Genomic DNA, 12,488 nt, shown 5'->3' on the forward strand with positions numbered 1-12,488 from the left:
CATGAATGGGGACCTGATCACGAGCGTCATCTCATGCGGGTAGAGAGTGCCGGGCAACCCCGGGGGATGCCTGACACTGTAGCGCATTGCGGATACCGCACACGCGGTGGATTCGTGCGGCGCGGCAATCGGCGTTGCCGCTCGCGCAGGGCACCCGGCAAGGCGTGTTGCATGGCAGCAGCGGGTGCCGTGCAGCGCGCGTACCATGGCAGCGGGCCCGTGCCGCCCGGTTGCGGTCAACGGAGTGACGGTGCGGGCCGTTGAGTGTGGTATTGCGTGTCGGTCGGGTTGCGGCTGTATGCAGCCCTGTCGTTTCGTTGTCCCAATGGCATTGTTACCGCAGGAGCCTGTCATGAATGCTATGAAAGCCATGAACGCTGTTACCGCCGTTACCGGCGTTACCGTTTTGCCTGCCTCGTTCGGCCGGCGCGTCGGCTTGCCCGTGCTGCTGGCCGCAGCGCTCATCGTCTCGGTCCCGCACCTGGCGCGCGCTCAAGCCACGCCAGCTGCCCCCGCCGCTGCCGCTGCCGCACCGATGGCCAAGCCTGCCGCGCCCGCGCCCTCAGCCTCCATGCCGATGGCCAAGCCGGCCGCGCCCGCCGCCGCCGCGGCCCCGGGTGGCGGCCCTGGGCAGGTATGGGCCAACAAGTCTTCCAAGGTCTATCACTGCCCTGGTACGAAGTACTACGGCAAGACCAAGAACGGCGCTTACATGAGTGAGGCTGACGCCACCGCGCAAGGGTTCCACGCGGATCACGGCAAGGCATGCAAGTGAGCCGCGGGAAGCGCCGCCGGGAGGGCATGACATGCACCTGATCTGGATCATTCTCATCGGTTTTCTTGCCGGCCTGGTGGCGCGCATGCTCACGCCCGGGCGCGGGCCAAGCGGCTTTTTCCTGACCGCTGGCCTGGGCATCGTCGGCTCGCTGGCCGCGACCTTCCTTGGGCAGGCGCTGGGCTGGTACCGCCAGGGCCAGTCCGCTGGCTTTATCGGCGCCGTGCTGGGCGCTGTGATCCTGCTGGCGCTGTATCACCTGGCAACGCGGCGCTAGACGGGCCGCGGATTCTTCAAGTGGCCAATGCTGCTGCCCGGGGGCAGCAGCATTCGCGCCGCGCGCTGGCGTGCTCACGCTTTCATGCGCTTCACGTGCTTCACGTGCTTCACGTGCTTGATGTGCTTTCATGCATTCGTCGCTTCGGACGATGCGTTGCGCGCTGTCATCCCTGAATCTCCATACCACCAACACACATCAAGAAAACGTGGAGACAACATGGAACTCAATGCATCGGTAACGGCAGTGATCACGGGCGGCGCGTCGGGCCTGGGCGAAGCCACCGCGCGGGCGCTGGCGGCGCACGGCGTGCGCGTCGCGCTGTTCGACATGAACGCGGAAAAGGGCGAGGCCGTGGCGCGTGAACTCGGGGGCGTGTTCTGCCAGGTCAACGTGACGTCGGAAGCCGAGGTCGAAGCCGGCTTCGCCAAGGCGCGCGCCGCGCTCGGCCAGGAACGTATCCTGGTGAATTGCGCCGGCACCGGCAACGCCATCAAGACCGCATCGCGAGCCAAGGAAGCGCCGGACCAGATCCGCTTCTTCGCCTCGGATGCGTTCGAGCGCATCATCCAGATCAACCTGATCGGCTCCTTCCGCTGCCTGGCGCGCTCGGCCGCCGGCATGCTCACGCTGGATGCGCGTGACGGCGATCGCGGCGTCATCATCAATACCGCCTCGGTGGCGGCGCAGGACGGGCAGATGGGCCAGGCGGCGTACTCCGCCTCCAAGGCCGGCGTGGTCGGCATGACCCTGCCGATTGCGCGCGACCTGTCCGGCGAAGGCATTCGCGTCAACACCATCATGCCCGGCATCTTCAACACGCCGCTCTTGCAAGGCGCGCAGGAACATGTCAAGGCTGCGCTGGCCGCCTCGGTGCCGTTCCCCAAGCGGCTCGGCGCGCCGGAAGAGTTTGCCTCGCTCGCGCTGGAGATGTGCCGCAACAGCTATTTCAACGGCGAAGCGGTGCGGCTCGATGGCGCCATCCGCATGGCCCCGCGCTGATCCGGCAGTTCACGACAATAAAAAGGACGCGCGCATGCAGCAGGACCGAGAGGAGGAGACGCTGATGGACTTCAGTTACCTGACCACACTGCCGCATGCGCTGCGCCACTTCGCGCAGCGGCGGCCCGATGCGGTGGCCTATGCCTTCGAAGGCAGGCTGACCACGTATCTGGCGCTGGACCGCCAGAGCGATCGTGTCGCCCAGGCGCTGGCCGCAGCGGGGGTCGGGCCCGGCGATCGCATCGGCTATATCGGCAAGAACAGCGATCACTACTTCGAGCTGCTGCTGGGGGCCGCCAAGATGGGCGCCGTGATGGCGCCCGCGAGCTGGCGCCTGGCGCCGCCGGAGGTGGGCTATATCGTTGGCCACTCCGATGCCGCGCTGCTGTTCGTCGGGCCGGAATCGGCAGAGCTGGTGCGCAAGCTGCTGCCCACGCTGCCGCTGGTGCGCGAGGTGATCGCCATGGAAGGCGGCCAGCCGGACTGGCCCGCCTATGTGACGTGGCGCGACGCGCATGCGCCCACGCCACCGGCGCACCAGCCCGCCGCGCACGACGTGGTGCTGCAGCTTTATACGTCGGGCACCACAGGCCGCCCCAAGGGCGCCATGCTGACCCACCGCAACCTGACCGCCGGCACCGAGGCCAGCGAGCGAGAAGATATCTCGTGGTCGCGCTGGACGGACGACGATGTCTCACTGGTGGCCATGCCGGTGGCGCACATTGGTGGCTCGGGCTGGGGCCTGCGCAGTATGCTCGCGGGGGCCAAGGGCGTGGTGGCGCGCGATTTCGATCCCGGCGCGGTGCTGGACTTCTTTGAGCGCGAGCGCATCAGCAAGCTGTTCCTGGTGCCGGCCGCGATGCAGTTCGTGCTGCGCGATCCGCGCGCGCGCCGCATCGACTACTCCCGCCTGAAGACCTTGCTCTATGGCGCGGCGCCGATCCCGGCAGCCTTGCTGCGCGAAGGCATTGAAGTCTTCGGCTGCGGGTTTGCGCAGCAGTACGGCATGACCGAGACCACCGGCACGGTGGTGGCACTGGCGCCGGAAGACCACACCACCGACGACGTGCCGCGCATGCGGGCCGCCGGCAAGCCGCTGCCCGGCGTGGAAGTGGTGGTGGTGGACTGGGAAGGCCGGCGCCTGCCGCCGGGCGAAGTCGGCGAGCTGATGATCCGCTCGCCGCAGAACATGGCCGGCTACTGGAAGCAACCCGACGAAACCGCGCGCACCATCGACGCCGACGGCTGGTTGCGCACCGGCGACGCCGGCTTTCTCGATGCCGAGGGCTATGTCTACATCCACGACCGGGTCAAGGACATGATCATCAGCGGCGGCGAGAACGTGTATCCCGCCGAGGTCGAGAGCGCGATCTATGGCCACCCGCAGGTGGCGGACGTGGCCGTGATCGGCGTGCCCGACGAAAAATGGGGCGAGGCGGTCAAGGCCATCGTCGTGCCCCATCCCGGGCAGGCGCCGGATCGCGACAGCATCGTGGCGTGGGCGCGCGAGCGGCTGGCCGGCTACAAGATCCCCAAGAGCATCGAGTTTGTCGATGCGCTGCCGCGCAACCCCTCCGGCAAGCTGCTGCGCAGGAAGCTGCGCGAGCCGTATTGGGAAGGGTACAACCGGCGGGTCAACTGAGGCTGGCGCACAGGCATGCGAGAGCGCAGTGCTTCAGTGATCATCGGGGCACATTCCTGAACGCCTCCACCCGCCTCACGGAACACCCCACGGAACGCGTTACGTAACGCGTAACACGCAGCCGGCCCGCCGCTCGCGCATTCGCGGCTGGCAAGGGGCATCGCCAAGTCCCTCCCGCCTGGCATGCCCTCCCGCCAGCCGTTATGGCGCCTGCCTTCCTGGCCGGCGCCACCCCTGCCGCAATCCCCCTCGCATCCGCTGCGCCCAACGCCTTGCCGCTGGCACACGGCTTGCAGTATTGCCTGTGACGACGTTGCCGCGAATACCAGCCAAGCCGGATGGGCACGTCGTTGCCAAACGGGGAGAGGGGGAGCAGATGGAACCGGAACGCAGCAGCTCGCACGGAGGCACGCCGTCATGAATGCACTCCTGCTTGAAGACAACCCGCTCCTGCGGCTCGGCCTGCTGCGCATGCTTGGTGGCGTCGAGGGCTTGGGCCATGCGATCTGCCTGGATCCGGCCGATCTCGCCATGCTGCAGGGGCAGATGAACGACATCGGGCTGGTGATCCTCGGCTTGCCGCAGGCGCAGGATCGCGCGCGCGCATTGCTGGAGACGGCACGCACCGTGCTATCGGCGCAGTACCTGCTGCTGCTGGTCGATGGCACGTTACCGCCCGTGTTGCCGCCGGACCTGGCGTGGGGCATCTGTGCGTGGCTGCCGAAGGCGACATCGCTGGCGGCGATCGAGGCAGCAATCCGGCTGGTGCTGGCCGATGACGCGCGCTGGCGCCAGCCGGCCCCATACCCCACGGCGCTGTTGCAGGCGCCGGCGACGGAAGGCGCCCGCATCGACCTGCTACGCGACGAGGCGCGCATGTTGAAGCTCACGCCACGCCAGTACGAGGTGCTGGTCCTGCTGTCGCACGGCTATCCGCTCAAGACCGTGAGCCGCGTGCTCAACATCTCGGTGGCGACCGTGAAGAGCCATGTCGCGCTGCTGTACCAGCGCCTGCATGCCAGCAACAGGAGCGAAGCCATCCATGCCGCGCGCCAGCGCGGCGCCAGGTTCCAGACCGGCAGCGGCCACGGCAGCAACGATCATGGCACGGCCCACGCCTGGCCCTAACCCCGGTTTCCCGTTCAGGAGAGCACCATGCGCAATCACACCGTGAGGGACGCGGACGTCGCCGCCGCCATCGACGCCACCCTGCTGCGCCGCCGGCAACAGTTCGACGGCCAGCCAGCCGCATGGCATGTGCTGTGCGAAGCGGCACACGTTGCCACGCTGGGCGAACCGGCGCGCCGGGCCTTCATTGCGCGCGTGGCGGCCAGCCGTGGCGCCGACATCGCCCTGCGCTTGCTGCTCAAGGCGGAATCGATCCGGACCACGGTGACCGAGGCGCTGGAAGCCGGCGACGAGGCGGGCGCCGGCCAGGGGCGCAGCCCGGCTGGCGGGCTGCTGCACTGACCTGGCTTACAGCCCTAGCACCAGCTTGGCGATGATGTTGCGCTGGATCTCGTTGGAGCCGGCGTAGATCGACGCCTTGCGGTAGTTGAAATAGCGCGGCGCCAGCGGCGCGGCATAGCCGGGGCCCACCTGTGGCCCCGTGGCGCGTCCTTGCAATTCGCCCCAGCCGTCCTGCACGAAGGGCAGCGCGTACGGGCCGGCCGCCTCCACCGCCAGCTCGCTGATGGCCTGGATGGTCTCGGTGCCCACCAGCTTGAGCATGCTGGAGGCGGCGCCGATCGAAGTGCCCGACGTCACGTTGGAGAACAGCCGCAGCTCGCTTGCCTCCAGCGCGGCCGCGCGCACGTGCAGCTCGGCCAGCTTGCGGCGAAAAACCGGATCGTCGAGCAAGCGCCCGCCATCCTCGCCGGGCTCCATTTCCGCGATGCGCGCCACCTTGGCCAGTTGCTGGCGCAGCATCGGGCCGTAGCTGCCGCCGCGCTCGAACTCAAGCAGGTACTTGGCGTAGGTCCAGCCCAGGCCCTCCTCGCCGATGCGGTTTTCCACCGGTACGCGCACATCTTCAAAGAAGACCTGGTTAACTTCCTGCTGGCCCTCGACCGGGCCATCCAGCGTGGGCAGTGGCGCCACGGTGATGCCGGGCGTGCGCATGTCCACCAGCACGAAGGAGATGCCATCCTGCCTGCGCGCGTCGCGGCTGGTGCGCACCAGGCAGAACATCCAGTCGGCCCACTGCGCGTGCGTGGTCCAGATCTTGGAGCCGTTGAGGATGTAGTGCTCGCCGTGCGCATCGTCCCCGCGCTCGGCGCGCATCTGCAGCGAGGCCAGGTCGGAGCCGGAGTTGGGTTCCGAGTAGCCCTGGCACCACCAGATGTCGGAGCGCAGGATGGGCGGCAGGAAGCGCGCCTTTTGCTCCGGGCTGCCGTATTTCATGATCACCGGCGCCACCATCTTCAGGCCCATCGGCGACACGGTCGGGCAGCCGGCGGCGGCGGTCTCCGCCTGGAACAGGTAGCGTTGCGCCGGGGACCAGCCCGGGCCGCCATACTCCTCGGGCCAGTTGGGCGCGGCCCAGCCACGCTCGAACAGCTTCTTCTGCCAGCGCACCTGGCCTTCCTTGTCGAGGTAGCCATTCTTGGTGCGCGCCATCAGGGCCTTGAGGCCGGGGTCGAAGGCTTCCTTGATCCAGGCACGGACCTCGTCGCGGAACTGCAGCTCTTGCGGGGAGAAATCGAGATTCATCGATGGGCCTCGGGATGTTCGTCAGTGCGGGGCAGGAATGCGCAGGCTCACGCGGCGACCGGATACAGCAGGTCGGCGTAACGGCGCAGGTGGTGTTCGGCGGAGCCAAACTGCAGGTCGATCGCGGTGACGCGCTTGAAGTAATGGCCAACCGCCAGTTCCTCCGTCACGCCCATGCCGCCATGGATCTGCACCGCGGCCTGGCCGACGAACCGGCCGGCCTGCCCGGCCTGCGCCTTGGCGGCGCTGGCCGCCAGCGCGCGTTGCGCGGGCTGCGCGCCAGCCTGCATGGCGGCGACTTGCGTCAGCGCCACGGTTTGCTCCAGTTGCACATACATGTCGGCCATGCGGTGCTGCAGCACCTGGAAGGTGGCAATCGGTACGCCAAACTGCTTGCGCTGGCGCGCGTAGTCGACCGTGTCGCCGAGCATGCGGCTCATGGCGCCGCCAGCTTCGGCGCACAGCGCTACCGCGGCCTCGTCGCTCAGGCGCTCGATCAGCGCCAGCGCCTCGCCCTCGGCGCCCAGCAAGCCGCCATCCGGCACGAAGACGTTGTCCAGGCGTATGTCGGCCGCCCGGGCGCCATCCACGGTGGGGTATTCCTGCAGCGTCACGCCGGGCGCGTTGCGCGCAATCCAGAACAGGCTGATGCCGTCCCGGTCGCGCCGGGCGCCGCTGGTGCGCGCGCTCACCACCAGGTGGGTGGCCCACGGCGCGGCCACCACCACCGCCTTGTGGCCGCCAAGGCGCCAGCCGCCTGGCGCGCGGGCGGCGCTGGTTTCTACATCGTGCAGGCAGTAACGGCTGCGCGGCTCGGCGTGCGCCCAGGCCACGGTGGCCTCGCCGCCGATGATGGCTGGCAGCCAGTTGGCGGCCAGCGTCTCGCTGCCATGCAGCAAGGCGCCGCCACCGAGCACAACGGTAGACAGGTAGGGCTCGACCACCAGGTGGCGGCCAAACTGCTCCATCACGATCGTGTGGTCGACGGCATTGCCGCCGAGCCCGCCAAACCGTTCCGGGAACGCGGCACCCAGCAGCCCTAGCTCCTGTGCCAGGGCTTGCCAGCAGGACGCCCGCCAGCCAGCGGGCGAGCGGATTGCCGCCTGGCGGGCTTCGAAGCTGTAGTGGTCGGCCAGGTAGCGCGCGAGCGTGTCGCGCAACATCGATTGTTCTTCGCTGAATTGGAAATCCACGGTGGTTCCTTGGCGCGGTTGCTGGGGCACTTGCCATTATGTGAAGAGGCCGCTGGTTCGCATCGTCGGATGCGACGAATCGACTTGGCGCGTGGCGCGCCGCACGGGTGGCCGCACTGGCGTTTGCGGCATTGCACCAAGGCGCGTTCGTCGCTTCGGACGATGCCCGCCCGGGGTGCCTGTCCCGACAATGTGCCGCACGCAATGCCATCCCGCCGGTTCCGCGATACCGAAGTCTCCAACGCACCCAGTCACCCAGTCACCCAGTTCGGCCACACCCACTTCCAGGAGGGTCAGTCATGCACCCGCATGTTCATGCGCAGCGCACCCCGGACAAGCCGGCCATCATCATGGCCGGCGGCACCGTCGTTACTTACCGCGAGCTTGACGAGCGCTCCAACCAGGCGGCGCGGCTGTTCCGTGACCACGGGCTGCAGCCGGGCGACCGGGTGGCCTTCCTGCTGGAGAACCACCCGCGCCTGTTCGAGCTGTGCTGGGGCGCGCAGCGCTCGGGGTTGATCTACGTGTGCATCAGCACGCGCCTGAACGTGGACGACGCGGCGCATATCGTGGCCGACAGCGGCGCCAGGATGCTGGTCACCTCGCACGCGCAGGCCGCCGTCGCGCAGGGGGTGGCCGCCAAGGTGCCAGGCCTGGTCGCGCGCCTGATGATGGATGGCGCGGTGCCGGGCTTTGCCGCTTACGAGACGGCGCTGGCGCAGTACCCCGGGTGGCGCATCGAGGACGAATGTGCAGGCACCGACATGCTGTACTCCTCCGGCACCACCGGCCGCCCCAAGGGTGTCTTCACGCCGCCCGCCAACCAGCAGATCGACGTGCCCGGCACGATGGTGCTGATGTGCCAGTCCCTCTACCAGTTCGGCACGGACACGCGCTACCTTTCGCCGGCACCGCTCTACCACGCCGCGCCGCTGCGCTACAACATGGCGGTGCAGCAGCTCGGCGGCACCTCGGTGGTGATGGAGCATTTCGACGCGGAAGCATTCCTGCGCTTGCTGGCACAGCACCGCATCACGCACACCCAGGTCGTGCCAACCATGTTTTCGCGCATGCTCAAGCTGCCCGAGGATGTGCGCCTGCGCCACGACGTGTCCTCGCTGCGCTTTGCCGTGCATGCCGCCGCGCCTTGCCCGGTGGCCGTCAAGGAGCAGATGATCGACTGGTGGGGGCCGATCATCTGGGAGTACTACGCCGGCACGGAGGGCAACGGCTCCACCGCCGTGGGCTCGGCCGACTGGCTCACCCATAAAGGCACGGTGGGCCGCGCCTCCGTTGGCCAGCTGCGCATCTGTGACGACAGCGGCGCGCTGCTGCCGCCGGGCGAGCCCGGCACCATCTACTTTGCCGAAGGGCGCAGCTTCGTCTACCACAACGACCCCGGCAAGACCGCGCAGTCGCGCCACCCGGTGCACGCCGGCTGGACCACGCTGGGCGACGTCGGCTACGTGGACGAGGAGGGCTTTCTCTACCTGACCGACCGCAAGGCCAACATGATCATCTCGGGCGGGGTCAACATCTATCCGCAGGAGGCCGAGAACCTGCTGATGACCCATCCCGAGGTCATGGACGTGGCCGTGATCGGCGTGCCAAACGAGGACTTTGGCGAGGAGGTCAAGGCGGTGGTGCAGCCACTCGACATGGCGCGCGCCAGCCCGGCCCTGGCCGACGAGCTGCTGGCCTTCTGCCGCACCCATCTGTCCGCCATCAAGTGCCCGCGCTCGGTGGACTTTGCCGCCGAGCTGCCGCGCCTGCCCACCGGCAAGCTGCTCAAGCGGCTGCTGCGCGAGCGCTACTGGGCGGGGCGGGAGAACAAGCTGGTATAGCCTGCTTGTGTAGCCGGTATTGCGGTCGGCATCGTGGCCGGCATAGGGGCCAGCATAGGGGCCGCCCGCCCGGCATCGCGGCCGCGCCGCATGCCGGGCGGGCGTTTACGCCATAATCAGCCGTTCGATCCCTGGCGCATGTGGCGCCAGCAGCCGGCAACCATAAGCCGGTGCCGATCGCGTGGCATCCACCGCTCGTGGATGCCGCCGCCAACAGGAAGACACGGCGAATGGCAACAATCGAGGAGACTAGCGCGGGCCAACGGGGCGCCGCCCGCGCCGCCACGCTGGTGGCGAAGCTGCGCCCGCCCATGCTGACCCCGTTCCAGGTGGAGCGCCGCGCCATTTGCGACGCGGTGTGCGCGGCCGGCTTCGTCAAGCTGGTGCTGGTGCGCGCGCCGGCCGGGTTCGGCAAGACCACCGCCATGCTGCAATGCCGGGCGCGGCTGGACGCCGAAGGCGTGGCCACCGCGTGGCTCACGCTGGACCGCGCGGACAATGACGCCACGCGTTTTCTCGGCTCGCTTGAAGCTGCCTTCGAGCTGGTGCTGCGCAAGGGCGGCGCGCCGCTCGCCGCGGCCCAGCCTGCGGCGCAGTCGGCCGGCGAGCACGCGCTCGCGCTGATCGACCGCATGGCGGCCCACGACCGCCCCTTCACGCTGTTCCTGGACGACTTCGAGGCCTTGCAGAACCCCGCCGTGGCCGGCCTGGTCTGGCAGGTGGTGGAGCAATTGCCACCCGGCGCCCGCCTGGTGGTAGGCACGCGCTGGGTGCCGGAGTCCGGGCTGGCGCGGCTGCGCGCGCGTGGCGAGCTGCTGGAGATCGAGCCGGCCCAGCTGCGCTTCACCGCCGAGGAGACCGATTCCTTCCTGCGCCGCGCGCGCGGCCTGGCGCTGCAGCCCGCCGCCATCTCCACGCTGCACCGGCGCACCGAAGGCTGGGCCACCGCCTTGTGGCTGGCGTCGGTGGCGCTGGAGCGGCGCGGCCAGCCGGATGCCTTCATCGCCGGTTTTTCCGGCTCGAACGCTGCGATTGCCGATTACCTGGTGGAGGACGTCTACCTGCACCTGCCCGACGCGGTGCGCGCTTTCCTGTTGCGTACTTCCATCCTCGACCAGCTCAGCGGGCCGCTGTGCGATGCCGTGAGCGGCACCGCCGACAGTGAGGAGATCCTCGCCTGGCTGGAGCGGGCCAACCTGTTCCTGATGCCGCTGGATGGCGAGCGCCACGGCGGCGCGGAGCCGCCCGTCCAGGCCCATCAGCCCAGTGCGCGCTGGTACCGCTATCACAGCCTGTTCTCCAGCTTCCTGCGCGCGCAGCTGCAGCAGGCCATGCCAGACGAAGTGCCCGCCTTGCAGATGGCCGCCTCGCGCTGGTACGAGCAGCAGGGCCGGCCGGTGCCGGCCATCGAGCATGCGCTGGCGGCCGGCGCGGTGGCCCACGCGCTGCCGCTGCTGGCGGGCAAGGTGGACGAGTTGCTGGCGCAGGGCCGCATGCGCCTGCTGACGCGCTGGCTGGACGCGGTGCCGGCCGATGCGCTGGCCGCGTGGCCCAAGCTGCAGATCGCCCATGTGTGGGCGCTGTCGTTTACGCGCGGCCCGGCCGATGCCATTGCGCTGCTGCAGACCATCCCGCTGGCCGGTGCCGAGGGCGACCTGCTGGCGCATGTGCGCGCGTTGCGCCATATGCTGCTGAACATGATGGACCGCTTCGACGAGGCGCGTGCCTGCAGCCGCGACGATCCGCTGCCGCTGCCCATGGGCTATCCGTTCCCGGACTCTATCCTTGCCACCTCGATGGCGCGCATGGCCGCCGTCACCGGCGACTACCGCGAGGCGCGGCGCCTGCTGGGCGTGGCCCGGCAGGTGGTGCGCGGCTCCGACAGCAACTTCAACAAGATCTTCTCGGAATCGGTGGAGGGACTGATCGACCTGCGCCAGGGCCGCCTGCAGCAGGCGCTGGCGCGGTTTCGCATTGCCGCCAGCACCATGCTGCCGAACCGCTACGGCCCCACCAACGGCAACGCCATGGCCGGCATCCTGCTGGCCGATGCGCTCTACGAGATCAACGAGCGCGAGCGCGCGGAGCGCCTGCTCACCGTGTACGTGCCGCTCGCGCGCGATCTCGGCCTGCCCGACCAGATCATCACCGGCCACACCGTGCTGGCCCGCATTGCCTGCGATCGCGGCGATGTGGACGGCGCGCACGAATGGCTGGCCGCCCTCGAGCACCTTGGCCATCATCGCGGCCTGCCACGGCTGGTGCTGGGCGCCATGCTCGAGCGCGCCCGCCTGGCGCTGCTGCAAGGCAATCAGCATGCCGCCGAGCAAGCGCTGCAGTATGCAGCCGACCCGGCGCTGTGGCGCGCGCGTCCCGGCCTGAGCGCGGTCAGCTCTTTCGCCAACGACCTGGAAGACGTGGTCATGGGGCGCCTGCGGCTGGCGCTGTTCACCGAGCCCTCCGTGCACACGCGCGAGGCCATCGAGACGGAGCTCGCCGCCACCGAGCGCGCGCAACTGATGCGCAGGGCGCTCAAGCTGCGCATTCTGCTGGCGCTGGCTTGCCAGCGCTGCGGCGAAGCCGCCCAGGCGTTGCAGGCGATGGGCGAAGCGCTGCGCTTCGGCGCGGCGGAAGGCTTCATCCGCATCTTCGCTGACGAAAGCGCGGACGTGCGCCGGCTGGTGGCCGAGGCCTGCCTGCGCCAGGGCAGTGCGTTGCACGCGGGGTATGTGGAGCGCCTGCTGCAAGCCTGCGGCGGCGCGCCGGAGCCGGCGGACCCGGCCGCCATGCAGGCGCGCCATGGGCTGCTGGAACCGCTCACGCCCAAGGAGCAGAAGGTGCTGCAGCTGCTGGCCGAAGGTTTCTCCAACGTGGCGATGGCGGATCGGCTCTTTGTCTCGGAGACCACCGTGCGCACCCACCTGCGCAATATCAGCGCCAAGCTGAGGGCCAGCAACCGCACGCAGGCGGTTGCCATTGCGCGGCAACTGGGTTTGCTGTAAGGAAGCGCAGGCGGCCAAGCGGGCCCAGGCTGCGTCCGGGA

Annotated in this window: 10 protein-coding genes; 8 read left to right on the forward strand and 2 right to left on the reverse strand. The window is 69.0% G+C overall.

Features of this window, described 5'->3' with window-relative positions:
* The first annotated feature begins 352 nt into the window (after window positions 1-352).
* The 6 genes from ACX12D_RS30930 (at window position 353) to ACX12D_RS30955 (ending at window position 5,166) form a co-directional block, all read left to right on the forward strand.
* Window positions 353-775, forward strand: coding sequence for a signal protein (locus ACX12D_RS30930; protein ID WP_459374827.1), 423 nt, complete (start codon window positions 353-355; stop codon window positions 773-775).
* A 31-nt stretch (window positions 776-806) separates the two neighbouring features.
* Window positions 807-1,052 (forward strand): GlsB/YeaQ/YmgE family stress response membrane protein, encoded by a 246-nt coding sequence (locus ACX12D_RS30935; RefSeq protein WP_441639843.1) that lies wholly within the window; start codon window positions 807-809, stop codon window positions 1,050-1,052.
* 219 nt (window positions 1,053-1,271) lie between these two features.
* Window positions 1,272-2,054, forward strand: a complete 783-nt coding sequence (locus ACX12D_RS30940; protein WP_043357193.1) for an SDR family NAD(P)-dependent oxidoreductase — start codon at window positions 1,272-1,274, stop codon at window positions 2,052-2,054.
* A gap of 64 nt (window positions 2,055-2,118) precedes the next feature.
* Entirely contained in the window at window positions 2,119-3,696 is a 1,578-nt protein-coding gene (locus ACX12D_RS30945; RefSeq protein ID WP_459376577.1) for a fatty acid--CoA ligase, read from the forward strand.
* A 417-nt stretch (window positions 3,697-4,113) separates the two neighbouring features.
* The gene (locus ACX12D_RS30950) at window positions 4,114-4,824 is read left to right on the forward strand and encodes a helix-turn-helix transcriptional regulator (RefSeq protein ID WP_459374828.1); all 711 of its coding nucleotides are present in this window, start codon (window positions 4,114-4,116) and stop codon (window positions 4,822-4,824) included.
* Window positions 4,825-4,851: 27 nt separating this feature from the next.
* Window positions 4,852-5,166 (forward strand): DUF7696 family protein, encoded by a 315-nt coding sequence (locus ACX12D_RS30955; RefSeq protein ID WP_459374829.1) that lies wholly within the window; start codon window positions 4,852-4,854, stop codon window positions 5,164-5,166.
* A gap of 6 nt (window positions 5,167-5,172) precedes the next feature.
* Here the strand turns inward: ACX12D_RS30955 and ACX12D_RS30960 are convergent, their stop codons facing one another.
* Window positions 5,173-6,408 (reverse strand): acyl-CoA dehydrogenase family protein, encoded by a 1,236-nt coding sequence (locus ACX12D_RS30960; protein WP_459374830.1) that lies wholly within the window; start codon window positions 6,406-6,408, stop codon window positions 5,173-5,175.
* Between the two features lie 47 nt (window positions 6,409-6,455).
* On the reverse strand, window positions 6,456-7,601 hold the full coding sequence (locus ACX12D_RS30965; RefSeq protein ID WP_459374831.1) for an acyl-CoA dehydrogenase family protein: 1,146 nt from the start codon (window positions 7,599-7,601) through the stop codon (window positions 6,456-6,458).
* A 299-nt stretch (window positions 7,602-7,900) separates the two neighbouring features.
* Between ACX12D_RS30965 and ACX12D_RS30970 the strand changes: the two genes are divergently transcribed.
* Window positions 7,901-9,445 carry an AMP-binding protein gene (locus ACX12D_RS30970; protein WP_459374832.1) on the forward strand — a complete coding sequence of 515 codons (1,545 nt, stop codon included), beginning with the start codon at window positions 7,901-7,903 and terminating at the stop codon, window positions 9,443-9,445.
* A gap of 230 nt (window positions 9,446-9,675) precedes the next feature.
* Window positions 9,676-12,447: a LuxR C-terminal-related transcriptional regulator gene (locus tag ACX12D_RS30975; protein ID WP_459374833.1), complete on the forward strand. Its 2,772-nt coding sequence runs from the start codon at window positions 9,676-9,678 to the stop codon at window positions 12,445-12,447.
* The last annotated feature ends 41 nt before the right edge of the window (window positions 12,448-12,488 follow it).

The sequence above is a fragment of the Cupriavidus sp. PET2-C1 genome (assembly GCF_054515855.1).

Bases quoted from the DNA above. Each gene is read 5' to 3' on its own strand.
- ACX12D_RS30930 (WP_459374827.1), top strand. From the start codon at position 353: ATGAATGCTATGAAAGCCATGAACGCTGTTACCGCCGTTACCGGCGTT.
- ACX12D_RS30935 (WP_441639843.1), top strand. From the start codon at position 807: ATGCACCTGATCTGGATCATTCTCATCGGTTTTCTTGCCGGCCTGGTG.
- ACX12D_RS30940 (WP_043357193.1), top strand. From the start codon at position 1,272: ATGGAACTCAATGCATCGGTAACGGCAGTGATCACGGGCGGCGCGTCG.
- ACX12D_RS30945 (WP_459376577.1), top strand. From the start codon at position 2,119: ATGGACTTCAGTTACCTGACCACACTGCCGCATGCGCTGCGCCACTTC.
- ACX12D_RS30950 (WP_459374828.1), top strand. From the start codon at position 4,114: ATGAATGCACTCCTGCTTGAAGACAACCCGCTCCTGCGGCTCGGCCTG.
- ACX12D_RS30955 (WP_459374829.1), top strand. From the start codon at position 4,852: ATGCGCAATCACACCGTGAGGGACGCGGACGTCGCCGCCGCCATCGAC.
- ACX12D_RS30960 (WP_459374830.1), bottom strand. From the start codon at position 6,408: ATGAATCTCGATTTCTCCCCGCAAGAGCTGCAGTTCCGCGACGAGGTC.
- ACX12D_RS30970 (WP_459374832.1), top strand. From the start codon at position 7,901: ATGCACCCGCATGTTCATGCGCAGCGCACCCCGGACAAGCCGGCCATC.
- ACX12D_RS30975 (WP_459374833.1), top strand. From the start codon at position 9,676: ATGGCAACAATCGAGGAGACTAGCGCGGGCCAACGGGGCGCCGCCCGC.